24 protein-coding genes and 1 tRNA gene (1 of these 25 cut by a window edge) are annotated in these 24,672 nt (G+C 60.3%); 9 read left to right on the top strand and 16 right to left on the bottom strand.

The genetic code is table 11. The features are described 5' to 3' along the window. Nucleotide 1: 1 nt before the first annotated feature. From J5274_RS03955 to J5274_RS03940, 4 genes are all read right to left on the bottom strand, one after another. Nucleotides 2-1,111, bottom strand: a complete 1,110-nt coding sequence (locus J5274_RS03955) for an ABC transporter permease (RefSeq protein ID WP_142829977.1) — start codon at nucleotides 1,109-1,111, stop codon at nucleotides 2-4. A 7-nt stretch (nucleotides 1,112-1,118) separates the two neighbouring features. Beyond that, nucleotides 1,119-2,630 carry an ABC transporter ATP-binding protein gene (locus J5274_RS03950; RefSeq protein WP_142829975.1) on the bottom strand — a complete coding sequence of 504 codons (1,512 nt, stop codon included), beginning with the start codon at nucleotides 2,628-2,630 and terminating at the stop codon, nucleotides 1,119-1,121. Between the two features lie 74 nt (nucleotides 2,631-2,704). After that, nucleotides 2,705-3,697 carry a BMP family protein gene (locus J5274_RS03945; RefSeq protein ID WP_142829973.1) on the bottom strand — a complete coding sequence of 331 codons (993 nt, stop codon included), beginning with the start codon at nucleotides 3,695-3,697 and terminating at the stop codon, nucleotides 2,705-2,707. A gap of 333 nt (nucleotides 3,698-4,030) precedes the next feature. Further along, the gene (locus J5274_RS03940; RefSeq protein WP_142829971.1) at nucleotides 4,031-4,351 is read right to left on the bottom strand and encodes a hypothetical protein; all 321 of its coding nucleotides are present in this window, start codon (nucleotides 4,349-4,351) and stop codon (nucleotides 4,031-4,033) included. A gap of 228 nt (nucleotides 4,352-4,579) precedes the next feature. On the opposite strand from J5274_RS03940, the gene J5274_RS03935 reads away from it, so the two are divergent. Together J5274_RS03935 and J5274_RS03930 are read left to right on the top strand one after the other, a co-directional pair. Continuing rightward, nucleotides 4,580-4,669, top strand: a tRNA-Ser gene (locus tag J5274_RS03935). 70 nt (nucleotides 4,670-4,739) lie between these two features. Next, nucleotides 4,740-4,979, top strand: a complete 240-nt coding sequence (locus J5274_RS03930) for a hypothetical protein (RefSeq protein WP_142829969.1) — start codon at nucleotides 4,740-4,742, stop codon at nucleotides 4,977-4,979. Nucleotides 4,980-5,022: 43 nt separating this feature from the next. Here J5274_RS03930 and eutC read toward each other — a convergent pair whose 3' ends face one another. From eutC to J5274_RS03870, 12 genes are all read right to left on the bottom strand, one after another. Beyond that, complete coding sequence (eutC, locus tag J5274_RS03925; RefSeq protein WP_142829967.1) at nucleotides 5,023-5,811, bottom strand: ethanolamine ammonia-lyase subunit EutC; 789 nt, start codon at nucleotides 5,809-5,811, stop codon at nucleotides 5,023-5,025. Further along, nucleotides 5,808-7,211 (bottom strand): ethanolamine ammonia-lyase subunit EutB, encoded by a 1,404-nt coding sequence (locus J5274_RS03920; RefSeq protein ID WP_142829965.1) that lies wholly within the window; start codon nucleotides 7,209-7,211, stop codon nucleotides 5,808-5,810. Before J5274_RS03920 ends, eutC begins: the two co-directional genes overlap by 4 nt. Before the next feature lie 199 nt (nucleotides 7,212-7,410). Further along, nucleotides 7,411-8,403 (bottom strand): sterol desaturase family protein, encoded by a 993-nt coding sequence (locus J5274_RS03915; RefSeq protein WP_111215833.1) that lies wholly within the window; start codon nucleotides 8,401-8,403, stop codon nucleotides 7,411-7,413. A gap of 221 nt (nucleotides 8,404-8,624) precedes the next feature. Beyond that, a complete protein-coding gene (locus J5274_RS03910; RefSeq protein ID WP_142829963.1) occupies nucleotides 8,625-9,539 on the bottom strand; it encodes an ABC transporter permease in 915 nt (304 codons plus the stop codon). Further along, nucleotides 9,536-10,621: an ABC transporter permease gene (locus tag J5274_RS03905; protein WP_161990962.1), complete on the bottom strand. Its 1,086-nt coding sequence runs from the start codon at nucleotides 10,619-10,621 to the stop codon at nucleotides 9,536-9,538. The genes J5274_RS03910 and J5274_RS03905 overlap by 4 nt, the downstream gene beginning before the upstream one ends. Further along, nucleotides 10,618-11,874 (bottom strand): acyl-CoA dehydrogenase family protein, encoded by a 1,257-nt coding sequence (locus tag J5274_RS03900; RefSeq protein ID WP_142829959.1) that lies wholly within the window; start codon nucleotides 11,872-11,874, stop codon nucleotides 10,618-10,620. Before J5274_RS03900 ends, J5274_RS03905 begins: the two co-directional genes overlap by 4 nt. Before the next feature lie 8 nt (nucleotides 11,875-11,882). Next, on the bottom strand, nucleotides 11,883-13,757 hold the full coding sequence (locus J5274_RS03895; RefSeq protein ID WP_142829957.1) for an adenine deaminase: 1,875 nt from the start codon (nucleotides 13,755-13,757) through the stop codon (nucleotides 11,883-11,885). After that, nucleotides 13,754-15,265, bottom strand: a complete 1,512-nt coding sequence (locus tag J5274_RS03890) for a sugar ABC transporter ATP-binding protein (RefSeq protein ID WP_161991066.1) — start codon at nucleotides 15,263-15,265, stop codon at nucleotides 13,754-13,756. The genes J5274_RS03895 and J5274_RS03890 overlap by 4 nt, the downstream gene beginning before the upstream one ends. An 11-nt stretch (nucleotides 15,266-15,276) precedes the next feature. Continuing rightward, complete coding sequence (locus J5274_RS03885) at nucleotides 15,277-16,266, bottom strand: BMP family protein (RefSeq protein WP_209182261.1); 990 nt, start codon at nucleotides 16,264-16,266, stop codon at nucleotides 15,277-15,279. Beyond that, nucleotides 16,263-16,880, bottom strand: a complete 618-nt coding sequence (locus J5274_RS03880; RefSeq protein WP_142829949.1) for a hypothetical protein — start codon at nucleotides 16,878-16,880, stop codon at nucleotides 16,263-16,265. Before J5274_RS03880 ends, J5274_RS03885 begins: the two co-directional genes overlap by 4 nt. Beyond that, on the bottom strand, nucleotides 16,874-17,863 hold the full coding sequence (add, locus tag J5274_RS03875; protein WP_224128612.1) for an adenosine deaminase: 990 nt from the start codon (nucleotides 17,861-17,863) through the stop codon (nucleotides 16,874-16,876). Before add ends, J5274_RS03880 begins: the two co-directional genes overlap by 7 nt. Before the next feature lie 106 nt (nucleotides 17,864-17,969). Further along, nucleotides 17,970-18,899 carry a LysR family transcriptional regulator gene (locus tag J5274_RS03870; RefSeq protein ID WP_161990959.1) on the bottom strand — a complete coding sequence of 310 codons (930 nt, stop codon included), beginning with the start codon at nucleotides 18,897-18,899 and terminating at the stop codon, nucleotides 17,970-17,972. A gap of 116 nt (nucleotides 18,900-19,015) precedes the next feature. Between J5274_RS03870 and J5274_RS03865 the strand changes: the two genes are divergently transcribed. The 7 genes from J5274_RS03865 to J5274_RS03835 all read left to right on the top strand — a co-directional run. Continuing rightward, nucleotides 19,016-19,504 carry a nucleoside deaminase gene (locus tag J5274_RS03865; protein WP_142829945.1) on the top strand — a complete coding sequence of 163 codons (489 nt, stop codon included), beginning with the start codon at nucleotides 19,016-19,018 and terminating at the stop codon, nucleotides 19,502-19,504. Nucleotides 19,505-19,572: 68 nt separating this feature from the next. Then, a complete protein-coding gene (locus tag J5274_RS03860) occupies nucleotides 19,573-20,787 on the top strand; it encodes a YcaO-like family protein (protein WP_224128610.1) in 1,215 nt (404 codons plus the stop codon). Nucleotides 20,788-20,964: 177 nt separating this feature from the next. Beyond that, complete coding sequence (locus J5274_RS03855) at nucleotides 20,965-21,606, top strand: DUF1007 family protein (RefSeq protein ID WP_142829943.1); 642 nt, start codon at nucleotides 20,965-20,967, stop codon at nucleotides 21,604-21,606. A 232-nt stretch (nucleotides 21,607-21,838) separates the two neighbouring features. Continuing rightward, complete coding sequence (locus J5274_RS03850) at nucleotides 21,839-22,579, top strand: metal ABC transporter ATP-binding protein (RefSeq protein ID WP_142829941.1); 741 nt, start codon at nucleotides 21,839-21,841, stop codon at nucleotides 22,577-22,579. After that, complete coding sequence (locus J5274_RS03845; protein ID WP_202617166.1) at nucleotides 22,579-23,439, top strand: metal ABC transporter permease; 861 nt, start codon at nucleotides 22,579-22,581, stop codon at nucleotides 23,437-23,439. Before J5274_RS03850 ends, J5274_RS03845 begins: the two co-directional genes overlap by 1 nt. Nucleotides 23,440-23,505: 66 nt before the next feature. Next, entirely contained in the window at nucleotides 23,506-24,363 is an 858-nt protein-coding gene (locus tag J5274_RS03840) for a metal ABC transporter substrate-binding protein (RefSeq protein ID WP_142830238.1), read from the top strand. A 159-nt stretch (nucleotides 24,364-24,522) separates the two neighbouring features. Continuing rightward, nucleotides 24,523-24,672, top strand: the start of a protein-coding gene (locus J5274_RS03835; protein WP_142829937.1) for a Fur family transcriptional regulator. Its footprint extends 279 nt past the window's final position; only the first 150 of its 429 coding nucleotides appear in the window; the start codon lies at nucleotides 24,523-24,525; the stop codon falls past the right edge of the window.

Raw genomic sequence — 24,672 nt, 5'->3', positions numbered from 1 at the left:
GCTATCCTCCCGTCCTGGCGATTTTTTGATAGATGCGCACCAGCGCCGGGCGGAACATGTATTCCAGCGCACCGGCAAACAGGATGACGAGACCCTGGATGACCAGGATCATTTCGCGTGTGATGTTCGGCATGTCGAAAGAAAGCGCATCTCCACCCTGGTAGAGGATGCCGAACAGCAGGGCTGCGAGGATAATGCCGACGGGATGATTGCGCCCCATCAGCGACACGGCAATACCGACGAAGCCGGCGCCACCGACGAACTCGACCTGCAGGCGGGCGGAAGCTCCCATCACTGGGTTTAGCGCCATCATGCCGGCGAGACCGCCCGAGATTAGCATGGCGATGATGACCGTACGGGCATAGGGAATGCCGGCGTAGATGGCAGCCGACGGGCTGATGCCGAGGGTCCGCATCTCGTAGCCAAGCTTTGTGCGCCAGATCAGCAGCCAGACGAGAAAGCACATCACCAGTGCGATCAGGAAGGAGACGTTGAAGGGTGCCGCGCCGATGGTCGAGCCGAACATCTCGATCAGCCATCCGAGCTTCGGTAACTGTCCCCCTTCGAGGAAGGTGCGCGTTTCCGGCGCCATCTTTCCGGGCACGATAAGAATATGCGCGAGCAGATAGACCATAAGCGCCGAACAGATGTAGTTGAACATGATGGTCGTGATGACGATGTGGCTGCCACGCTTGGCCTGCAGCCAGGCAGGAATGAGGGCCCAGGCTGCGCCGAAAATTGCAGCACCCACCACCGCGAACGGCATGGTTACGTACCACGGCACATAGCGGTCGAGCGCCAGTGCCACCAGCGCACAGCCAAGGCCGCCGAAATAGGCCTGACCCTCGGAGCCGATATTGAACAAGCCGGTGTGGACAGCGACGGCGACGGACAGCCCTGTGAAAATGAAGCTGGTCGCATAGAAAAGCGTGAAACCGATGCCCTCGCCGTTTCCAAGCGCGCCCTGGAGCAGCAGCACAAGGGCTTGTACAGGGTCTTCGCCGATGATCCAAACCACAATCCCGGAAATCAGGAAGGCGAGCAACAGGTTCATGACTGGAATCAACCCGTAGGTGATCCAACTGGGGAGGCGGACGGATGCAGTACTCATTCAGGCCTCACGCGGCAATACCGGCCATCATCAGGCCGAGGGTCTGTTCACCGGCATCAGCCGTCTTCTCGCCGACCACATGGCCGGCGAACATCACCAGGATACGATCCGACAGTGCGCGGACTTCATCCAGTTCTACCGAGACCAGCAAGACGCCCTTGCCCGCATCGCGCATCTCGATGATGCGGCGATGGATGAACTCGATGGCGCCGATATCGACGCCACGTGTCGGTTGGCCGATCAGGAGCATCTTCGGATCACGCTCGATCTCGCGAGCAACCACGATCTTCTGCTGGTTGCCGCCGGAGAAATTGGCGGTGCGCAGCCGGGGATTTGGCGGTCGGATGTCGTATTTCTCAATCTTCAGCGCCGCGTCCTTGCGGATCGCCTCGAGGTTCATGAATGGACCGGTGCTGTAGGCCGGGTCCCGATGATACCCCAGGATGGAATTCTGGTACTCCTCGAACGGCAGCACCAGGCCCATGTGATGGCGGTCTTCCGGAATATGCGCCAGTCCCAATGCCCTAAGATGGGCCGGGTCGACCTTGTCGATGGTCTTGCCATGCAGCAGGATTTCGCCCGAAGTCGGCTTGCGTATCCCCGCCAGCGCCTCCAGCAACTCCGACTGGCCGTTGCCGGCCACACCAGCGATACCGACGATCTCACCGGCACGGACATCGAATGAAACATTGTCGACCATGGTAACGCCACGACCGTCCTTGACCGTGAGATTGCGCACCGACATGACGATCTCGCCCGGATTGGCGGCGCCTTTCTCTACCCGCAGGAGGACGCGGCGGCCGACCATCAGTTCAGCCAGCTCCTCGACGGTGGTGTCGGCAGTCGTGCGCGTCGCAACCATCTCGCCGCGACGCATGACCGACACCGTATCAGTGATCGCCATGATCTCTCGCAGCTTATGGGTGATCAGAAGCACCGTCTTACCCTGGTCGCGCAGGACGCGGAGAATTCTAAACAGGTGGTCAGCCTCTGCCGGCGTCAGAACACCGGTCGGCTCGTCGAGAATGAGGATCTCGGCACCGCGATACATGGCCTTGAGGATCTCGACGCGCTGCTGCAGCCCGACGGGGAGCTCCTCGATCAGCGCATCCGGATCGACATCAAGGCCATAGTCCGTCTCCAGCCGCTTCAATTCGGCGCGCGACGCTGCCACGCCCTTGGCAAGCAAGGCGCCGCCCTCGGCGCCGAGCATGACGTTCTCGAGGACCGTAAAATTTTCGACCAGCATGAAATGCTGATGCACCATTCCGATGCCGACATCGATGGCGGCTTGGCTGTCGCGGATGGTGACCGATTTGCCGTTGACACGGATCTCGCCGCTATCGGCTTGATAGAATCCGTATAGGATCGACATGAGCGTCGATTTCCCTGCCCCGTTTTCGCCGATGATCCCGTGGATGGTGCCCTTGGCGACGGTCAGGTCTATGTTTTTATTGGCGTGTACGGCACCGAACTTCTTGTCGATACCCACAAGCTCGATGGCAGGCGGTTGGCTCACTATACTGCTCCAGAAACGGCACGTCCGGATATGAAAAGGGCGTATGGCGGCTCGCCATACGCCCTTCCGTCAACTCATTTCGGGCAGGTGTTGTCGGCCGTGTAGTCGTGAACGGTGACCTTGCCGGATACGACATCGGCCTTGGCCTTGTCGACGGCAGCCAGCATTTCAGCGGTTACCAGCGGCTTGTTGTTGTCATCCATGGCAACGGCGACGCCGTCTTCCTTCAGGCCAAGATGCTGGGCACCGGGCGTGAACTTGCCGTTCTTGGAGTCCATGAAGGCGTCGTAGACTGCAAGATCGACGCGCTTAACGACCGATGTCAGAACCGAACCGGGATGCAGGTAGTTCTGGTTCGAGTCGACGCCGATCGAAAGCTTCTTGTTGTCGGCAGCCGTCTGCAGGACGCCGAGACCGGTGGCACCGGCAGCCGCGTAGACCACGTCCGCACCCTGATCGATCTGGTTCTTGGTCAGTTCGCCGCCGCGCACCGGATCGTTCCAGGCTGCGCCTGTCGTGCCGGTCATGTTCTGCAACACTTCGATCTTCGGATTGGTCGCACGCGCGCCCTGCTCGTAGCCACATTCGAACTTGCGAATCAGCGGAATATCCATGCCGCCGATGAAGCCGATCTTGCCTGTCTTCGAAGACATGGCAGCCATGACGCCGGCAAGGTACGAGCCTTCATTTTCCTTGTACATAACTGAACGGACGTTCGGCAGGTCGACCTGGTCGTCGATCAGGACGAACTGGGTCTTTGGAAATTCTGCGCCGACCTTCTGCAGTGCCGATGACCAGGCAAAGGAAACTGCGATAACCGGATTGAAGCCCTTGCTGGCAAAGTTGCGCAATGCCTGTTCACCCTGCGTATCGCCGCTTGGCTCGAAGTCACGGTAAGCGATGCCGGTTTCCTTCTTGAACTTCTCGGCGCCATTGTAGGCCGCTTCATTGAAGGATTTATCGAACTTGCCGCCTGTGCCATAAACGATTGCCGGCTTGATATCCGCAGCGAGAGCCGACGCCGACATCGCGGCCAAGGCAAAAAGGGTCAAAACAGATTTTTTCATTAGCGCAGCCCTGTTGTTGCTATGATGGGGTCCTCCCGCAAGCCCGTTTTCCGGGACATGTCTGCGGAACCGCCGACCTCCCCCGAGGCCTGGCTTGGGCGCATCCTTGCATGCTGACATCTAAAATTCATCAGAAATTTTTCAGTTGGTAAAGATTTGTGAGAACTGCCGAAAAGGCAGCTTGGCTGGCTGATTTTTGACCGCAGAGGACGCTAATATGCGGCTTTTCTAGTCATTGGGATGCTATTCCACGCCAAACGCGCTGGACCATAGCCTTCGATATACCATCCATGAAACGAGGATTTTGGCCTTATCGGGCTTACTCTGGACGGCTTAAGCCAAATACCGGCCCGTGGCCGGGACCCGCCTGTAGCCCACCATCCACAGCAGCAACGATGCCGCGAGGAGCACGGCAAAGGCCGGCTGCGACAAAGACCACTCTACGGCTGGCAGATAGAATTTTCCACCGCCGTCCCCGGCCGGCATTGCCGATTGCAGCTGCTCGAAGGTGGAAGGGCTGAAGCTCTTCCAGAGATCGGCGAAGGATGTGATGACTAGGGACGAGGAGGCGACCGAGCGGATGGAATCGATCGTTCCTGCGATCGTTGCCATGACCAGGCAGACGAGGCTTCCCAAGCGCAACAGAAAAAGCATTCGATTCCTCCAATGGCCCGGATCCAGCGGTCAATGGCCTACTGCCTCCGACTTGGCCACCCCCTGCCATGGATATGTCAGAGCCGCTATCTGCGCAATATGCATTGGAGGACGGTTTGTGCAGAGAAGTCGAAAATACTCTTGCTTATGGGGTTGATCCCCGCGCGTTCCTCGGTATATATCGCGCCGTTCCCACGATTGCTCCTTTACCGGATGCGAAGTGCAGATGGACAGGTGGCCGAGTGGTTTAAGGCGCACGCCTGGAACGCGTGTGTGCGTGAAAGCGTACCGTGGGTTCGAATCCCACCTTGTCCGCCATCCCTTCGATTGATGGCATTGTCGATACCCGGTGAGGTGCGAGCTGCCGGGGGCGACATCGGAGACTGACATGGCCGCGCGCGACCGCTTTTCAAAAAAGCTCATCTGTCCTCAATGCGGACATTCCGGTTTTGCCGAAGCATCCGAGGACGACGACCGCAACCGGAAAACCCCTGGTTTTGCGATCGATGTGATGCCGCGTGGCTTCTACGAGCAACGTGCCTCGAAATTTCAGGAAAGCTCGATCATCCGCTGCCATTGCGGCCGCAAATTCCCTTTCCGCGCCATCACGGAGCCAGCTCACAATTGATGGAAGCCCAGCGTCGTTCACACACTCCGTAGGGGTACGCGGCCTATCCCAGCAGAACAAATGTCGGACTGTTGTCTTTCAATTGTACCCCTGTCGCCTGCATGCGGAAAGCTTCCTCGATCAACCAGACCAGCTTGTGGGCCGCTTCCCCGAAAGACAGACCGCCGGGCCGGATGTTAGAGACGCAGTTGCGGTCGGCATCGCTCTTTCCGACGCGCGGATCGAAGGTCAGATAGGCGCCGATGCTGTCGGGAGACGACAAGCCAGGCCGCTCGCCGATCAGCATCAGCACGCAGCGGACACCGAGCGCCACCCCGACCTCGTCGCCAAGAGCAACGCGGGCATTGCGCGCGATGGCAACCGGCGAGACCGTCAGCTGTTTGACGCGCAATATCGGCGACAATGCCCTCAGCAAAGGTTCGACATTGCGGTGGATGGCAGTGGCTGACAAACCATCGCCGATGACGATGCCGATATCCGCGCCTTCTTGCCGATCGGCGAAAAGGATGGCCCGACTCTCGTCTGCAAGCCGCCGTCCGAGGTGCGGCCGCCGCAGATAACTTTCGCGGCTGGGCGCAGCACTTTCCACGAGCAACGGCTCGAGCCCCATCGACTTGACAATGGCCGCTACGGCATCGGCGTCGAATGCCAGATGCACCGCGTCCTTTGCCTGTGCATGGGCCAGACCGAAATTCAGAACTTCCGATGTCGGCAACGACGCGCCGGCGCGGCCGAGCGCTATGCGGGCGGTGGTGTGGCTCTTCAGCCCGGCCCAACCATCGATGTTGGCAAGCGAGGCGCGACGTCCGGCCGGGATGTCACCATTGCTCATGCTGCCGCTCCCATCATCGTATCTTCGGCAAGCGACATCAACGCGTTGTTCGAAGCGCTTTGCGACAGAAGCCGGCCATCGGCATCGCTGATACCGCTGCTTTGCAGCCATGACTCGAATTCAGGAGCCCGTTTGAGGCCCAGAAGTTCGCGTACATAAAGCTGATCGTGAAACGACGTCGACTGATAGTTCAACATGATATCGTCGGCACCGGGAACACCGATGACGAAATTTACGCCGGCCGTCGCCAGCAGGGTCAGCAGCGTGTCCATGTCGTCCTGGTCGGCATCTGCGTGGTTGGTGTAGCAGATGTCGGCACCGATCGGCAGGCCCATCAACTTGCCGCAGAAATGATCTTCCAGCCCCGCGCGAATGATCTGCTTTCCGTTGTAGAGATATTCCGGGCCGATAAAACCGACCACCGTGTTGACCAGAAGTGGCTCGAACTGCCGGCAGACGGCATAGGCGCGGGCCTCCATCGTCTGCTGGTCGACGCCGAAATGGGCATCCGCAGACAAAGCCGACCCCTGGCCGGTCTCAAAGTACATGCAATTGTTGCCGACAGTGCCTCGGTTCAGGGATCGCCCGGCGTCCAGTCCCTCCTGCAGCACTTTAAGATCTATGCCGAACGAGCTGTTGGCCTTCTGGCTACCGGCCACCGACTGGAAGATCAGGTCGACCGGCGCGCCGGCATTGATCATCTCTATCGAAGAGGTCACATGCGTCAGGACGCAGGTCTGCGTCGGGATCGAGAAGCGCTCGATCAACTCGTCGAGCATCCGCAGGATGCCGGAGAGGACTGCGGGATTGTCGCTGGCGGGATTGATACCGATCACGGCATCGCCACAGCCGTAGAGGAGCCCGTCGATGGTCGAGGCGAGGATGCCTTTGAGGTCATCTGTCGGGTGATTGGGCTGCAGGCGCACTGCCATCCTGCCGGGAAGTCCCAGCGTATTGCGGAAGGCCGTCGGCGTGTTGCATTTCTTGGCGGCGAGAATCAGATCCTGATTGCGCATCAGCTTCGAGACTGCCGCTGCCATCTCCGGTGTCACGGCAGGCGCGATGGCCTTCAAGGCTGCCGGTGTCGCCTGTTCGGACAGGAGCCAGTTTCTGAAATCGCCCACCGTTAGGCTGGCGATCGGTCGAAAGGCATCGGCATCATGGCTGTCGATAATCAGCCGCGTGATCTCGTCATTCTCATAAGGAATGACGGCCTCGTTCAGGAAGATGGGGAGCGGCAGGTCGGCGAGGCACATCTTGGCAGCGAAGCGCTGGACATCCGACTGAGCCGCGATCCCCGCAAGAGCATCACCAGATCGAGCAGGCGAGGCCACGGCCAGGACATCCTTCAGACCGTCGAACCGAAAGCGCTGGCCGCCGGCCGTCATCGTATAAGCCATAAGTTCGCGCCCCGGACTTCTATCAAGATTAAGGCCGACAGTAGCGTCCACCCTAGGCCAAGGGAAAGACTGCCATATGCGGGGCTGATATGCATAAAATGTAGAGCCGCTGTAATCTGGACCCCAATATGCCTATTTAGAGGGCATCAGATCTAAAACAATTCAGAAATGCGTCACCCGCATCTTGCGGGTCAGCCATTCATTTGCGGCCGATCAGTCGCAGCCTTCTTGCCAGCCGGGCAAAGTCGCTTTGCAGAACGGGCGGAACCACGTCGGTGGGCTTCGGCGCCTTGCCGATGATCTGCCGGCGTCCCTTGGCGGAAAAGGGCTGGGCGAGTTGGGCACGAAATCCCTTGGCGACCTTGCCACTGATGCCGATATCAACGGACGACGGGCGGGGCGGATTATAGTAGGTGCCGAAGATCTGGTCCCAGAGAACAAGGTTTTCGCCGTAATTCGTGTTGCCTTCGGCGAGCAGCCTGGAATGGTGCCAGCGGTGAAGGCGCGGCGTGCTGAGTATCCAGTCGAGCGGACCGGTTCTGACATCGATGTTGCAATGGGTCAGCAGCCCGACAAAGGCGGTGACCGCACCGATCCACAGGAAGACAGGCAGCGGCGCGCCGAGCAGGTAGAGCGGGATCTGGCTGAGCGCGATTTTCAGCAGTGAATCGATGAAGTGAAAACGGCCGGTGTTGATGACCCAGAGGCGCTCGACGCTGTGGTGCAGCGCGTGGAAACGCCAGAGCGACAGGTTTTCGTGGGCAACCCGGTGGGCGATGTAGAGGCCGAATTCGGCGACGATCAGCCCGAGAATAACCTGCAGAAACAATGGTGCATTATGGGGCCAGAGAAACGTCGGCGGACTGAACAAAGGCTGGGCGACGGTGGCGACGGCCATTGGAAAGGAGGTGCCGATGGCTGCAACGATCTGGACGCCACCCTTGTTGAGCAGCGTATGGGCGAAATCGTTGAAAGTCTCGCCGTCCCGACGCAGCCAGGTCTGCTCGTAGGGCATCAAGCGTTCGGAAAGACTGATGAGAATAACGACCGTCAGATAAACGACGTTGAACCATAACAGCGGAACCGAGGTCTTGAAGGCGAAATAGGAGCCGATCAGACCGCCGATGAAAAAGGACGGCCACAGCAGGCTGGAGATCGTCGTATAGATCAAGCCATGGGCTTTTCGGTCCATCTCGGTCGCGGCAGTCTCGGGCGCAAATGTCATCTTTTCATCGTCCTCGGTCCTGCATCGCTTGCGATCAATTCCTATACCGAAGAAATCCCATTTTCAAAGGCCGCACCCTCACGCCAAGCCGATCTAACACATTTTTGATCGACGCCCGATGTGCGAAAGCCACGACTCTCCCGGCGAGGTAGCACCTGGGTTTTCTGACCGGCACCAGAGGCTGCCAATTATCTACCGAGTTCGCGCGGGGCAATCTTCGAGCGGGCCGTGAAAATCAGCACCAGAAGCGTCATCGCGTATGGCAGGATCGAAAAGACCTCGTTCGGCAGGAAACCCATACCGCTCTGGGCCCTGAGGCCAAGGCTATCGAAGAAGGCAAACAGGAATGCACCGAGAACGGCGCCAACTGGCGACCAGCGGCCGATGATCACGACTGCCAGGGCGACATAGCCTCGGCCGTTGGTGAGGCCATCGTTGAAAGAGCCGAGAAAGCCGATGGTGATCGCTGCGCCACCGAGCCCCATGAGGGCGGCACCGACGATGATGGCAACCATTCGCACGCGATCGGTATCGATGCCGCGAACAGCGGAAGCAGCCGCCCCGTCGCCGACAGCTCGCAGGACGAGGCCGACGCGCGTGAAATTCATCAGCCATATGGCAGCTATGAGAAGGACCAGTGCAGCGTAGGTTATGAGGTTCTGCTTGAACAGGATGGGGCCGATAAAGGGCAGGTCGCTGAGGAAAGGTATGGTGATATTGGGCGCCAGCGGCACGAACATCATGCTCTGGCCTGAAGGCTGCCAAAGCTGGAACAGAAATGAAGTGAGCCCGGAGCCTATCAGCGAAATCGCGATCCCGGTGATGATCTGGTTGGCCCCACCTTTGACCACGGACAAGGCGATCACCGACCCGTAGAGGGTGCCCGTAATAACGGCTCCCAGCAGCCCGCCCTGCCAGCCGGCGATACTGGCGCAGACCACCGCGCTGAAGGCGCCGGCAGTCATGATGCCATCGATGCCAAGATTGATCGTGCCGCTTCGTTCAGTAATCATCTCGCCGAGCGCCGCGAGGAAGATCGGCGTCGCCAGCCGAAGGGTGCCGCCAAGGACGATTTGCCAGAAGACCAGATCGGACCAGCTCATGGATTGGCTCCTGCGGCTTCGGACGCCGGTTTCTTTTCCATGGGTGGCGCTGCGCTCGCTGTACGGACATTTTTACCAACTGCGAGGGTCACGGCCAGCAGGACAAAACCTTGGGCGACGATGGCAATCGCCGCCGGCACCGACGTGCCAATCTGCATGCCCTGCGCGCCCGTCGATAAAGCGCCGAAGAGGATTGCCGCAACGACGATGCCGAGTGGATTGAGGCCACCAAGGACGGCCACGAGAATACCGGAAAATCCGAGCCCGCCATCGACGCTTGGATACAGTGTGTGGGCGACGCCCGCCACCTGGATCCAGCCGGCAAGCCCGGCGGCAGCGCCCGAAAACAGCATCGGCCTGACCACGGCCCTTGCCGGCGATAGGCCGAGGCGCGCGGCGAGGTGTGGTCGGCTGGCGAAGAGGGAATAGACAAGGCCGGAACGCGTTCGGGTCCAGAACCACAGGGCGACCGCCAGAACCAGAACGGCCAAAACGCCGAGGTGCAGCCGCGTGCCATCGACAAGAGTCCCGATCAGCGCATTGTCCGGCAACGCATCGCTGCGCGGTGTCGCGGTCTGCATCGATGAACGCAACGGCCCTTTCAGCACCCAGACAAGCCCATAGCCTGCAATGTAATTCAACAGCAGTGTCGACAGGATTTCGTTGACGTGCATGTAGGCGCGCAAGAGAGCGGGCAACAGGGCAAAAAGCAAACCTCCAGCCATGCCGGACAGGCAGCCCAGGATCAAAAGCACGGGCGCACTTGCACCGGCATTGGCTTGGATGACCGCCGTGGAGAGTGCCGCGCCTGCCACCAGTTGGCCCTGCGAGCCGATGGTGAACAAGCCGGATCGGAGCGCCGGCATGACGCCGAGGGCGACGATGGCAAGCGGCGTCGCCGTCACCAGCGTTTCGGCAAGGACATAGGGTTCGCCGAAAGCCCCACTGAAGAGGGCCGCGATCGCATCGAGCGGATTGGCACCGGCGAGCGCAATCAACAGCGCCAGGGCAACCGCGACCAGCACGATAGCAAGGATCGCCCTCTTTTGAAGCGTTGTCGGTTTCAGCAGTTGCGAGATCATTGGTAAAGGCCCGGATCGGGTTCCCATCCGGTCAGCACGTGGCGCCCGATCTCGGCATATTTCCAGGATACCGGGTCGTGCAGGGACAGGATGCGGGCATTGCGCCAATGGCGATCGAAACCATTTTTGCGGCCTGCGGCACGCGTCCCCATCAGCGTGAAGATTTCTGATGTTGCCTCGAGTGCCGCCTTGTTGGCGGCGGCCTTTGCCGCATAGACCGGGATGGCAAGTTCCGTCCGGCTGACCTCCCCGCGCTCGAAGGCATCTAGCAGATCGGCCGCCATCAGCATAAGTGCGTAGGCTGCAGAGAGGCCTGCAGTCAATTCGCCCATGATCTTGCGCGTGTGCGGATCGTCGGCAGCATTGTCGACGCCGGCCGATGGCCACGGGCGACTGCTTGAGGCCACAAAGCCCGCCGCCTCGCGCAAGGCGGCAATCCCAACTCCGATCATGATGGCTGCAAAGCCGACCTGATAGCGAAGCGATGCGTGGGGAGGCGAAAACAGGCCGGGAATGGTAGCGTTCCAAAGAGGGTCAGTCTTGACGTTGTCGAAGGTGATCGTGCCCGAATCGGTGCCGCGCTGGCCGAGGGCATCCCAATCGCGGTGGATGGTAATGCCCGGAGCCGTTGGCGGGATCAGGTTGAGCTGCATGCCGGCCAGAGGATTGGCGGCAACGCCCGGAGCTGCCGCATTGTAGGCCCAGGTTGCGATGTAGTCGGCTCCAGCCGCGCCAGTCGTGTATATCTTGCGTCCGTGAACGATAAATCCGCCGTCGGTCGCTGGCGTTGCCGTCGTTGTCATGGGGTCGTCGACCTTGCGGCCGGCCTCCGCCACGGCAAGCCCGATGATGGCGTTATCCTCGACGATGGCGCGTGACAGGCGTGGCTTCAGATCCGCCGGGCAATAGGTCAGGATTTCGCGGACGATCTCGTCATGCACCTTGTAGATTTGGGCGACTGCGGAATCGGCGATGGCGATACGCAACTGCGCCTCCATGGAGACGCGATGGGGCATGGCGCGTCCCCCGAAAGCGACGGGGACGACGGATTTCAAAAATCCCGAACGTTTCAAGGCTGCGATGGATTTTGTCGGGTACCGACCTACCCGGTCGGTTTCGGCAGCCAAGGGTGCGATCTCGTCGTCCAGCACCGTCTGCAGGGTAAGAAGGTCGGAGATGTATTCCGCCGCGATGCCGTTTGGCGGAAAGGCGGCGCCGAGCAGCGGCGGGAGATTTGTGGGTGCTTTTTGCATACGGCGCCTCAGACCTCCACAGCCTGGAAGCCGACGGCATCCATCATCCTGTGAACCTCGTGAGCATGGCTTGGGCAACGGCAGCATACCATGCCGCCCTCGAGACCCAGGACCAGATCTGTGAACGTCTGCGTTTTCGTTTCGACCAGGCCGCGCTCGGTCAGCCCCAGATCTGGAACGCCGACAAGACCGATAAACGACATGATCAGGAACGGGGCCTGCATCGTGCAGCCGATGGTGCGCGTTGCCGCGTCGCAGGCGAGTGACTGGTCCCGTACCTTCTCCCACGGCTGGTCGCTCATGCAGCCGGCCACCGCCAGCGGCACGCTGGCCAGGACCTGGCCCTCGGCAACTGTTACGTAGCCGCCGCCGATCCGCTCGATGGCGCGTGTCGCCAGCTCCATCTCCTCGTCGGAGGTGCCTACAATCACGAGATTCTGGTTTTCGCAATTGGTAGTGGCGGCAATCGCGCCCCGCTTGAGGCCAAACCCCTTGACGAAACCGACGCCGACCGTCTCGGTGGCGTGGTGGCGGTCGACAATGGCGACTTTCAGGATATCCCGCTCGACATCGCACTGGACGATGCCGTCGATCACATCAAGCTCCGCGTGAAAGGCACGCTTGAAGTAGCCGTCGTACATTTCCATGGCCTGCACCCAGGCCTTGTCGCCCTTTGCTTCCGTCGCAAAGGATTGGGCATCGATATCCGGATGCAGGTAGACAGTGTTGCGCGTGAAAGCCGGCACCGGGTCGGTATTTTCGAAAAGCGGCTGACCGTCGCGAGCCACGATCTTGCCGCCGACGATCACGAGATGAGGCCGTGCTTCGGCGAGATCGGCGACGAGTTGGATATCGGCGAGGCGACTGGGCGTGATCGACCCCAGCAGGTGATCGAGGCGGTAATAGGAAGCGGCAGACAGGGTGGCCATGCGCCACGCCTTCAGCGGCTCGACGCCGCAGGCAATCGCCTGGCGAACGTGATGGTCGATATGTCCCTCACGATCGAGGTCCTCGACCAGCTTGTCGTCGGCGCAGAACGAAATGTGGAAGAGCCCGTCCTTCAGGGCCGGGATATCGGCGAAGACGTGGGGAACGTTGTCGTTCATGCTGCCGGCCATGACGGTCAGCATGGTGCCGAGGCGCAGGCGCTCGACGACATCCTTGGTCATATGGGCGTTGTGGTCGTCGCTGACGCCGCCGGCGAGATAGCTCCACAGGGGCTCGTTTTCCAGCAGTGCCGTATGGCCGGTGATGCGCTTGCCGGCGGTAATCGCTGCAACGGCCTTCCGCGCGGAACTCTCATCGAGATTGAACGGATTGGATTCGCCGAGCGTTGCCGCATCCGGACGCTGGACGCGGGCGGCGATCTGCTCCGTCGTCAGATGAGCGCCACCAAGCTCGAGATCGGGCGCCTGCGGCACCTTGTGGGAGACTTGGCGGAGGATCCGCAGCGGCGTGCTGGTCTCGCCCATGAAGTCGAGGCCTTCCTCGCCCAGCACATTGGCAATACAATTGGCATCGGCCAGGACCAGCGTCGTGCCACGCGGCACCGACAGGCGGGCCAGCTCGCCCGGCACCAACTTGGTATACTCTATGTGCAGATGCGTATCGATAAAGGTCGGCGCGACGAAATACCCTGATGCATCAACGATCTCGTCGGCGTCGAAATAGCCGACCGGCGTCACAGCGGCGATGTGACGGCCGGAAATGACGACGTCGCGCTCCATGACTTCGCCAATATGCAGCGCCAGCACCTTGCCGCCCCGAATAATCATGTCCGGCCTTTCCTTGCCGGCGGCGACAAGGCGCATCCTCATCAGCTCGGCAACAGTCGGGGCAAGGCCAGCTCCGGTCGCCGGAAAATCGATCTTCACATCACTCATAGGGCGGTCTCCAGAGTTTTATTATCGATCATCGCCTGCCCGAGCGCAGTCATGTCCACCTGAGTGTCGAGATCGAATTCGGCGGTGACGCGGCCATTGGCAAGCACGATCATGCGATGGCCCATTTCCAGAAGCTCATCGAGATCGGCCGAAATCACGACGACAGCGGCACCTTCGGCTGCGGCCTTGACGATTGCCGTCCGGATCGACGCGGCGGCGGCAAGATCGAGCCCCTGCGTCGGGCCGTGGGCGATGATGATGCCCGGCTTGCACTCGAGTTCGCGTCCAACCAGCAATTTCTGCAGATTGCCGCCAGACAGCCCTCCCGATGCGAGATCCGGATTGGGCGGCTGGACGTTGAAATCCGCAATAATGGCCTCACCAAGCGCACGCTCGGCAGCGCGGTTGCGCATCGCAAAGCGGCGGAAGCCGGGCTGCCCGAGGCGGAACAGACTGGCATTTTCAGAATTCGCCAGATCGGGCGCAACGCCTTCCAGACGGTCTTCCGGAATGTAGGCAAGCCCAGATGCCGCAGCACGCGCGGCATCGCCGGTGGTGTCCGTGCCATCGAGGCGGATTGTCCCGGCATCGGGTTTTCGCAACCCGGCAAGGCATTGCGCCAATGCCGGCTGCATTGCCCCCGAGACGCCGGCAACCGCCAGGACTTCACCCTGGCGCACTGAAAAAGAGAGCTCGGTCAGGATAGGCTGGCTCTCTCCCCTGACGCCGAGACCCGAGACTTCAAGGCGCTTCCAGTCCGATGTCACAGGCCTACGTGCCGGAGGACGACGATCTCGATCGCCTACCATCAGTCGGGCGATCGCATCGGAATTCAGCCCTGCGGTGACGCCGTCGAGAACGACCCTTCCGGCGCGCAGCACGGTGATATGGTCGGCGCCTTCCATCACCTCCGAGATCCGGTGGGTCACCAGGCCAATCGTCGTTCCACCTGAACAGAGACGACGGATGGTGGCAATGAGTTGCCTGACCTCCACGGGACCGAGAGAAGATGTCGGCTCGTCGAGCAACAGTATCTTTGCCCCGCCGGCAACGGCAGAGACGATCTCTCCCATCTGCCGCTCGGCAAGGCTCAATGACTCGACCGAGACAGTGAGATTGAGCGAGACGCCCATTTCCTCGGCTGCACGCCCAAGCGCGTAAGCGGCCGACTTTCGCTGCAGACGCCAGCCCTTTTCGGCCAGCAGATGGTTTTCAACGATCGTCAATGTCGGAATGAAAGACAGGTTCTGCGGCACGAACGCAATGCCCGCACCGACCGCCTCCCGCCGCGACCATGTGGCAACCGGCACACCATTGCTGATGATAGCTGCCTGGTCTGCCGGAAGGATGCCCGCGATGATCTTGGCAAGGGTAGATTTGCCTGCCCCGTTTTCGCCAACAATAGCCGAAACCTCGCCACGCCGGAGCGTGATCGAGGCCTGGTCGAGCGCCGTCAGCGCGCCGAAGCGCTTGGTGACGGCGTTGGCTATGATCGGGGCAGAGGTCAAACGCATCGTTCCTACTGGAAGAAGTTCGGCAGCTTCACCTTGCCGGAGGCAAGATCGGCAACAAGCGCGTCTACCTGCTTGTTGAGGTCATCCGGCAGCTTTTCGCCGACGGCATTGATCTTCGTCATGACCAGACCCTTGTTGGCGATGCCGGAAACCAGGAATTTCTTTCCGAAAGTGCCTGCCTTGATGTCGTCGACATAGGTCTTGTAGGTCGGGTACATATCGAGCACGATGCTGGCGACATTGACCTTGGCGGCATTTCCGCCGGCTTCGCCGGTGACGCCGATGGTCACGGCCCCGTCCTGCACGGCGGCGGCAGCCACGCCATTGCCGATCCCGTCGCCGGACGTCCAGACGAGCTTTGCGCCTTGGGCGATCATGCCGCGGGTGACCTCGGCGGCCTTCTGCGCATCGTCGAACGAGCCAGTGTAGGTTTCGATCGTCTTTGCAGCCGGATTACCTTCCTTCAGTCCCTGCTTGAAGCCGTTATGCGACGCCTTGACGAAAGCGAGCTCCGGTCCGCCGACCATTCCGACGGTCTCGACGCCGGCCATCTTGCCGGCAATGAAGCCTCCGAGATAACCCTGCTGGCCGAAGTCGTAAGTCCAGCCATCGGCATTCGGCAAAAGGCGATCGGCGAGATCGGGACCTCCAGAGGCGGCAAAATGCACCTTCGGGTAATCCTTGGCTATCTTCAGGATCGGCTCGGAGAGCTCGATGCCGTGGCCGATGATGAGGTCGTAGCCCTTCGCGGCGTATTGACGGATCACCGGCTCGGACTGGCTCGGATCGGCCATCGCTTCACGCAACTCGAACTTGATGTCGCCGCTCTTCTGCAGCTTCTCAGCCGCCTCGCGCGCCACCTGGTTGAACGAGCCATCATTGGCATGGCCCGGAACCAGCAACACGACTTTCAGCGGATCAGCAAAGGCGGTGGAGGCAAAAAGCCCGGAGACAGTCAGGGCTGCGGCGAGGCCGAGAGTGCGAAGGGAAATCATGAAGCGTTATCCTTTGGGAGGAGGGAGGATCGTGAGGCTGCAGGCTCGGAGGACGTGATCTGGATGCGCAAAGAGACTGGATCGAGAGACGGACCGTCGAAACGGTGACTGGTGCGATGTTTCTCGGCAATCGCCGCACCGCTTCGGATTTCGAAGCAGGGATCGAGGATCGGATCCTTGATCGACAGTTGCTCGCCCGGAATGCAGACGACCTCAAATGCTCCGTAGGCCTCTGGCATGGCGGTGCCGTGCAGCAGGCCGCGTCTCGATGCCGACAGCAGTGCCGCGCCGGAGAGGAAGCCAGCTGGCCGGCTCACTTGACGGCAATCCATGCCGACCGGGCAGATGGCATGAGTTACGACCCCATCGTCAGAGACACTGACCACCTCCACAGAACGCTCCATCCACGCGGGCGCTCCACCCCGGATGGTGAAAATATTACCTGCGCGGGCGATATCGATGGCGGCGAGATAGGTCGGCTCGTTCTTTACGCCCGACAATGTAAAATGCTGCGGCAGCGCCCTTGCCCATGCGGCAAGATCGAGTTCGGCCGCCTGCGCCTGTCCGCAGCTAAATGCCAGCAGGAAGCCGAATACCGCGCCGCGCGCTACCATGCGCTGAGATCCTTCAGCAGGCGGGCCTTTATGTCGGTATTGGCGAAGGAAGCATTGATGGAGGTTGCAGCCACGGCCCGGCAGGTTTCCTTGTCCCAGCCGTAGGCCGCCGCACAGCCAGCTATCTCATCCGGAAGATCTGTCGCCAGCAATGCGGGATCGTCGGTGTTGACAGAGACGGGGACGCCGGCCTTGCGCAGCCGTTCCAGCGGGTGGGCGCCAAGGTTGGGATAGAGCCCCAGTGTCAAGTTCGACGTGGGGCATACGCCCAGCGCGATCTGGCGGTCGACGAGGATCGTCATCAGTTCCGCATCTTCGATAGCGCGAACCCCGTGGTCGATACGGTCGGCTTCCAGCAGGAAAATGGCATCCCTGACGCCATCAGGGCCGCTGGATTCACCCGCATGCGCTGTGCGCTTCAGGCCGATCCTGCCGGCGAGCCGGAAAGCTTCGGCAAATTTCTCGCCGGTCCTGCCCGCCGCAGCCTCGTTGCCATCGACCGAAAGCGCTACGACCCGTGGGTGGCGCAAGCGGCCCAGTTCCTCGACCACTTCGATAGCCTCCGCCGCACTCTGCTGGCGCAGCAGGCTGATGCAGAGGCCGACGGGCGGCAGGCCATCCGCTTCAGCAGCAGCAAAGCCCGCGTCAAGCCCGTGGATCATGCCACCGAGGTTTCCCTGCCACGCACTCCAGTGGGTCGGATTGACAATGACATCGGCATATCCGGTGCCTGCATCCCGCATTCGCTCGCAAAAGGCGTAGGCCGCCCTCGCCAGCTGCTCCTGCGTACGGCAAAGGCCACAGATGAAATCGAGAAAGTCTAGAAAGTCGGAGAGGCCGTCGAACTTAAGCAGTTCGGCCTCGGGACGCGGTAGAGGCACGTTGTTTTCAGCGGCCAGACTGACAATCGTCGCCGTGTCAAAACAGCCTTCAAGATGAATGTGGATCTCTGCCTTGGGCAAAGTTCTGAAGTTCAGCGGCACGCGTGTTTCCGATGCGATGGATACTCTTGCGAGCAAGAGAATTTCACCGGTATACGTGCTGAACAAGAATTGATTTGCGCATGCACCGTGCGAAAAAACGCAACGCTCAGATCTGCGAGCCCGCCCGACTGGGCTGGCGGATAGAACGCAGGCTTTCGTCGACCAGATCGATCATCATCTGGGCCGCTGCCGAGGTTGGTCGATTGATCGGAGCACAGATGGCGAGAATCTCGTCTTCGATGTTGCGGTCCTCGATAGTGGCGAAAGCCAGCTCTCCGCGCACCAGCTCTCCGTAGACATCGAAAATGCTCAGCACAGCCATGGTTTGCCCCAGCTTGACCATAGACTTGATAAGGGCGATCGAGTTGGTGCTGACCATGCCGGCAAACTCGACCCCAAGGTCGACGAAAGCCTTGTCGATGAATTCGCGGATGCCAAGAGACTGGTCTGGCAAGACAAAGCCATACTGCAAGCAGTCAGCCAATCGGAGGCTTTGAGACAGCGCAAGCGGATGGTTTGCCGCCATGACCAGCCCGGGACGTGCATTTAGCAGCCGAACGGCATCCGACGCTATCCTGTGCGGCGGATTGAACAGCAGCGCGAAATCGAGTTCCTTGAGATTGAGCTTGCGCAGCAGTTCGTCTGTGCCGCCGATCAGTACGCTGACTTCAATAAGCGGATTGACGCTGTGGAGCTTCTTGATCACGTCCGGAAGAAGTGTATTGCCGAAGCACTCCATTGCCCCGATCGTGATGGAGCCGCGACGCTGGCCCTTGAGGTCACGCAATTGTCCCTCCGCACGCTCCTGTTCCCGCCGCCATCGCCGGATGTCGGCCAGCAAGCGCTCGCCTGCAGCCGTTGGCCGGATTCCTCGCGGCAGCCGCTCGAACAGTGGAAGTCCAATGTCTTCCTCGAGCCGGAGGATCTGCCGGTTGATCGCCGATGCAGAAAGGTTGAGACGTTCGGCGGCCCGTCTAAAAGAGCCTGCACGCGCCACGGCGTCCAGCAGCAACGCGGCCTGGGAGATAAGCTGCATGCGGATATCCCCTTCAGGAGCGTTGCGTTTATTCGCACGATAGCATCGAAAATGGGTTCTTGTCAGCCAGCGGACGATCACCGAAAGTATCTTCATCGTTCGTGAAGGAATATTGCATGACAGACCAAGCCTTCTGGGCAGCCAATGACGAGCGCCTGCTGCGGCATGCCTTTGCGGTTGCAAGCCGGGCCCGGAGCAATGGAAACCATCCGTTCGGGGCAATCCTCGCCGGGCCTGATGGCACGGTGCTGTTGGAACAGGAGAACGCCTTTAATCCGACGCAGGACATGACCGGCCATGCCGAGCGCGTTCTGATGACACGGGCGTCGCAGGCCTACCGGCCCCAGTTTCTGGCAGACTGCACGATGTATACCTCCGCCGAGCCCTGCGCCATGTGTTCCGGTGCAGCCTATTGGGCCGGCGTCGGCCGTGTCGTCTATGGCCTCAGCGAAAGTCAGCTGAAGGATATCACCGGAAACCATCCGGAAAACCCAACGCTTGATCTCCCTTGCCGCACCGTCTTTGCGGCCGGCCAGCGGAAAGTTGTGGTCGTCGGGCCTCTCCTTTGCGAGGAAGCCAGCGCATTGCACGACGGTGTCTGGTAGCATCAACTTTCGATAATGTCTGCCATGCAGCCTCTGGGCGCAGCCCTGCTGACCTGACGGGAGTTGCCTTGGTATCGAGCTCACTTGACATCGAAAGCCTGCAATCGCTCTATTCCGACCGCAGCTGCGCGCCTGAGGAAACGCTGCGCAGAATTGCGCCGCTGCTGCTGCGCTACGGCATCACCCGGCTTTCCAGGCTGACCGGCCTGGACAACATCGGCATTCCCGTCTGGAATGCAGTCTCACCCAATGCCCGCTCGATTGTCATCAACCAGGGCAAGGGCATCACGGATATTGATGCCAAGGTCTCGGCTGCCATGGAAGCATTGGAGCGAGCCATCGCCGGTATGCCGGACGTTAAGAAATCCGTGGGAAGCTGGAATTCGCTCACGGCTGCTGGCGCGTTGGCTGATCGGCTCGACGGTCTTGTTGCCACCGGACAAGCCGACATTGCGCCGGATGAGCCGGTAGAATGGATCGCCGGCGTCGATCTTCTGTCAGGAGAGCCAACCTATGTCCCTTACGAAGCGGCAGTGCTCGACCGAACCAAGTCGGGCCGGTTCTGGCAGTCATCGGACGGCCTTGCCTCCGGCAACACCGGTGATGAAGCCATGCTGCATGGATTGCTGGAAAGGATCGAACGCGATGCCTATGTTTTATGGCAAGTGACAAGCCGCGAGCGTCGCCATGGACGCTGCATCGCCGCCAGCGCCTTCCGCGACCCCGTCATTGCCGGCCTTGAGAGGCAGATCACCGAAGCCGGGCTGAAACTCGTCATGTTCGATATCACCAGCGACATCGGAATTCCCTGCTACTCGGCCCTTTTGGGCCCGGCAGACATCACGATGCGACGCCAGCCGCTTTATCGCGATGTCAGCCATGGCAGTGGCGCACACCCAGATCCGATCCGCGCTGCAATCAGGGCCATTACCGAAGCCGCGCAATCGCGCTTGACGTTTATCAGCGGCGCCCGCGACGATATCGATCCCGGTTGCTTTACCCAGCCCCTGCCGGTTGAAACGCTGGAGTGCTTTGCGATCGACCCTGCCTTGCGGCCAATCGAAGCTATAGCGGTATCGGGTGGTCCGGCAGTTTTGCTTTCCAGGTCACTCGACGGTCTGAGGCGGGCGGGGATAGGGAGAGCCGTTGCCGTTACTCTATCCAGCCCGGAAATGCCGGTAACCGTCGCCAAGATTTTCGTGCCGGAACTCGAAAATCCCGACGGCGCGCGAAAACGAAAATTCGGCGGAAGGGCAATTTCCCGCGTGCTGGGAGGAGCTTGACGCAGAACATGCCCTCTCTGACCTGCTTAGTCGCACAGAATGCTTTTCGCGTGGGAGGCCATGTCGTCTCCTTGTCGCCACCATTGCAGTGTTGAAACGCTCAACGGTCGCGTCGAAATCGCAACATTGAAAAGACGGCGATGGTCATTCGCTATCCTGTCAGCCCGGAGAGACCTCGTGGTCCGCTTGACGATCTTGATGGCAGCATTTGCCGCATGCGTACCCGCCCAAGCCTTTGCCCATCCGCATATCTTTATCGACGCCAGGTTCGAGGCCGTCGCCTCGGCGGACGGAACACTGACTGAGCTTCGCAACGTCTGGAAATTCGACGATGTCTTCTCGTCTTCGGTGCTTCTGGACTTCGACAAGAACGAAAACAACACGCTCGACAAATCAGAGTTGCTGGCCGTCGGCAAGACGGTGCGAAACTCGCTCGAGCAATACAAATACTACACCAACGTCACCGTTAACGGCAAAGCAGTCCCGATGGCCAAGCCGGAGTCCATACAGGCGGACTACAAGGACGGCGCGCTGATACTGACCTTTTCTCTAAAGCCCGTAACCAAGACCAAGCTGGTGGGCACGGCTATCTTCGGGATCTACGACCAGACACTTTATACCGCAGTCGATTTCGCCAACGACAACGACATGGCGACATCGGGCGCCGGCTTTTCCCACTGCAGCCGCAAGGTCGTACGGCCAAACCCGGACGAGATCATCGCGCAGAACCAGGCGACCCTGACCAGCCTGTTTTTCAACGACCCAATGGGCACTAACTTCTCGCAGCTCGTCGCAACGCGGCTGGAAATGAAATGCTGACGCGCACCTTGCGGGCATGCTCACGCTAAACGGTTCGGATGCCAAAATTATAGTCGACAGAAAAAATGATATGTTATAACAAACCATCGATGCTAGTGGATATCGCGATGTCACCAAACTCAGATCCCTTTCGCCGGTCGCTGATGGGCCGCTCTTCCGTCGTTCGGCTGCTAGTCGTGGCGATTTTGCTTGCCATGCTCTGGCTGGCCATAGGATGGGCGGTAAGCCTCCCATGACGATGCAGCGTATCCGCCTTGAAAACGTTTCGATTGCCTATGCAAAGAACCTGGCGGTCAAGAATATCTCCGGGACCTTCGAAGAGGGAAGCCTGACCGCCATCGCGGGCCCGAACGGGGCCGGGAAATCGACGCTTCTGAAAGGCCTGATGGGCGACCTCAAGCTCAAGTCGGGCGCCATCCATCTCGATGCCCTGCGACCGAAGGATTTCGGTTACCTGCCGCAGGCGGCCGAGATCGATCGGCATTTTCCCCTGAGCGTCGCGGATACCGTCATGCTTGGTGCCTGGAACCACAGCGGCGCTTTCCGCGGCATTTCGCGTGAGACTGCCGAGCGTGGACGGGCAGCGCTCGAAGCGGTCGGTCTTGGCGGTTTCGAGCGGCAGCATATCGGTTCGCTGTCTGCCGGCCAGTTCCAGCGCGTCCTGTTTGCGCGATTGCTGCTGCAGGATGCCAAGGTGATCGTGCTCGACGAGCCGTTCACCGCCATCGATGCCGCTACCACGCGTGACCTGCTGCAGATCATCCACCAGTGGAACGATGACGGTCGCACCATCATCGCGGTGCTTCACGATTTCGAGCAGGTCCGCAGCCATTTCCCGCAAACGCTGCTGATGGCCCGCGAGGCCGTAAGCTGGGGGCCGACCGAAAGCACCATGACGACTGGAAACCTGCAGAAGGCGCGCGCCATGGCTGAAAACGCCGCCATAGAACAGCCGGAGCCGGTAGCCCTGTGATGCTCTACGAAGCCCTTGTCCATCCCTTTGTCGAATACGGTTTCATGCGCCGCGCGCTGATTGCCTGCGTCGCCCTCGGGCTAGGCTCCGGGCCGGTCGGCGTCCTGTTGATGCTGCGCCGCATGAGTCTCGTCGGCGACGCCATGAGCCACGCCGTCCTGCCAGGAGCGGCCATCGGCTTCCTCATTGCCGGTGGCCTGTCACTGCCGGCCATGGGTCTCGGCGGCATCGTTGCAGGCCTCGTTGTCGCGCTTCTGTCGGGACTGGTCAGCCGCACCACGGTCCTCAAGGAAGATGCCAGTTTTGCCAGCTTCTACCTCACATCGCTGGCCCTTGGCGTATTGATCGTTTCGCTCCGCGGCTCGAACATCGATCTGCTGCATGTGCTGTTCGGTACTATCCTCGCAATCGATGCCACTGCTCTCTACTTCGTCGGCGGCATCGCAACATTCACAGCCCTCGTGCTTGCGATCGTCTACCGACCGCTGGTGGCCGAGTGCTTCGATCCCGGTTTCCTACGCTCGGTGCGTGGCCACGGGTCGTTTTACCACGTGTTGTTCCTGTTTCTTGTCGTCCTCAATCTCGTCGCCGGCTTTCAGGCGCTGGGCACGCTGATGGCCGTCGGCCTGATGATGCTGCCCGCCTCGATCGCACAGCTCTGGGCGAAAACCCTGCCGGTGATGCTCACTATTTCGGCATGCGTTGCCGCGCTTTCGGGACTGGTCGGACTGATCGTCTCCTTCCACTTCGGCCTGGCATCGGGACCGACGATCATCCTGGTCGCCGCCTCCCTCTATTGCCTGTCGCTGTTGTTCTGCCCCTCGGGCGCCGTCCGGCGCCTGTTTCCGAGCCGCATCTGATGATGCCAACACAGGAGTGAAAGCGTGACATATCTTCGCACTATCGCATACGCCAGCACAGCGCTGATGGCGTTGACGGCCATGGCCTCAACGGCTTCGGCAAAGACGCTGGATGTCGTTGCAAGCTTCACGGTCCTTGCCGACGTCGTCCACGAGGTCGGCGGCAAGAATGTCGAGGTCAAGACGCTGGTTGGCCCGAACGGCGACCCGCACGAGTTCGAACCATCCCCGGACGACGCCCGCAACCTGAAGGCGGCCGATCTGGTCTTCGTCAGCGGCGACGGTCTGGAAGGATGGATGGACCGACTGATCACAGCGTCCGGCTATAAGGGCAAGCCGATCGTCGTTTCCGAGGGGATCAACACCCGGACGATGGAAGAAGACGGCAAGACCGTCACCGACCCGCATGTCTGGAACAGCCCGGTCAACGTCATGGTCTGGGTGGATAATATCGAAAAAGCCCTGGCTGCTGCCGATCCGGAAGACGCTGCGACCTTCAAGCAGAACGCAGAGAGCTATCGCAAGCAGTTGAAGTCTCTCGATGCCTATGCCCATGAAAAGCTTGATCCGGTGCCCGACGACAAGCGCAAGATTCTCACAAGCCACGACGCATTCGGTTACTTCGGCCGGGAATACAAGGTCAAGTTCCTGGCACCGATCGGCTTTTCGACAGAGACCGAGGCATCGGCTGCCGATGTCGCCAAACTCATCGACCAGATCAAGGCCGAGAACGTCAAGGTCTACTTCTTTGAGAACTCCAACGATCCGAAGCTCGTCAAGCAGGTCGCATCCGCGACCAAGGCACAGCCGGGCGGCGAGCTTTATGTCGAGGCCCTGTCCGACAAAAAGGGCCCTGCATCCACTTATGTAAAGATGTTCCGTTATAACGTTAACCAGATTGCATCCGCACTGGAGAAGAAATAGTCTATCGACGGTAGCGCCAACTGCGGCGCTACCGTCGACCGTCCGGCATTGATTTCCGGTCGCGCCGACCACACCTTGATTGAGCCCGGAGCTTCGTTGATGTAGATCCAGGGATACAAGCGACAACCGGATGCTAGAAACAACATTGGCGACGAGAATTTGACCGTACCGGAAAAGCTCACGAAGAATCAGGCGCTGGTGCTCGGCATCCTCGAAAAGTCACACGAGCCCGTCAGCGCCTATACGATCCTTGAACGCCTTCGTGACGACGGCTTCCGGGCACCGCTTCAGGTCTACCGCGCACTGGAG

It is taken from the genome of Rhizobium sp. L51/94 (assembly GCF_019355555.1).
Classification (GTDB): Bacteria; Pseudomonadota; Alphaproteobacteria; order Rhizobiales; family Rhizobiaceae; genus Rhizobium; species Rhizobium rhododendri.
The sequence above is the reverse complement of the archived record's forward strand: the minus strand, read 5'-3'. Positions and strand labels throughout refer to the sequence as shown.

Coding starts and splice junctions, on each gene's coding strand:
- J5274_RS03930 (WP_142829969.1), top strand. CDS start 4,740: ATGGCCGCGCGCGACCGCTTTTCAAAAAAGCTCATCTGTCCTCAATGC.
- J5274_RS03840 (WP_142830238.1), top strand. CDS start 23,506: ATGGCGTTGACGGCCATGGCCTCAACGGCTTCGGCAAAGACGCTGGAT.
- J5274_RS03955 (WP_142829977.1), bottom strand. CDS start 1,111: ATGAGTACTGCATCCGTCCGCCTCCCCAGTTGGATCACCTACGGGTTG.
- J5274_RS03885 (WP_209182261.1), bottom strand. CDS start 16,266: ATGATTTCCCTTCGCACTCTCGGCCTCGCCGCAGCCCTGACTGTCTCC.
- J5274_RS03865 (WP_142829945.1), top strand. CDS start 19,016: ATGACAGACCAAGCCTTCTGGGCAGCCAATGACGAGCGCCTGCTGCGG.
- J5274_RS03915 (WP_111215833.1), bottom strand. CDS start 8,403: ATGGACCGAAAAGCCCATGGCTTGATCTATACGACGATCTCCAGCCTG.
- eutC (WP_142829967.1), bottom strand. CDS start 5,811: ATGAGCAATGGTGACATCCCGGCCGGACGTCGCGCCTCGCTTGCCAAC.
- J5274_RS03945 (WP_142829973.1), bottom strand. CDS start 3,697: ATGAAAAAATCTGTTTTGACCCTTTTTGCCTTGGCCGCGATGTCGGCG.
- J5274_RS03880 (WP_142829949.1), bottom strand. CDS start 16,880: ATGGTAGCGCGCGGCGCGGTATTCGGCTTCCTGCTGGCATTTAGCTGC.
- J5274_RS03900 (WP_142829959.1), bottom strand. CDS start 11,874: ATGCAAAAAGCACCCACAAATCTCCCGCCGCTGCTCGGCGCCGCCTTT.
- J5274_RS03910 (WP_142829963.1), bottom strand. CDS start 9,539: ATGAGCTGGTCCGATCTGGTCTTCTGGCAAATCGTCCTTGGCGGCACC.
- J5274_RS03905 (WP_161990962.1), bottom strand. CDS start 10,621: ATGATCTCGCAACTGCTGAAACCGACAACGCTTCAAAAGAGGGCGATC.
- J5274_RS03845 (WP_202617166.1), top strand. CDS start 22,579: ATGCTCTACGAAGCCCTTGTCCATCCCTTTGTCGAATACGGTTTCATG.
- J5274_RS03850 (WP_142829941.1), top strand. CDS start 21,839: ATGACGATGCAGCGTATCCGCCTTGAAAACGTTTCGATTGCCTATGCA.
- J5274_RS03920 (WP_142829965.1), bottom strand. CDS start 7,211: ATGGCTTATACGATGACGGCCGGCGGCCAGCGCTTTCGGTTCGACGGT.
- J5274_RS03895 (WP_142829957.1), bottom strand. CDS start 13,757: ATGAGTGATGTGAAGATCGATTTTCCGGCGACCGGAGCTGGCCTTGCC.
- J5274_RS03870 (WP_161990959.1), bottom strand. CDS start 18,899: ATGCAGCTTATCTCCCAGGCCGCGTTGCTGCTGGACGCCGTGGCGCGT.
- J5274_RS03940 (WP_142829971.1), bottom strand. CDS start 4,351: ATGCTTTTTCTGTTGCGCTTGGGAAGCCTCGTCTGCCTGGTCATGGCA.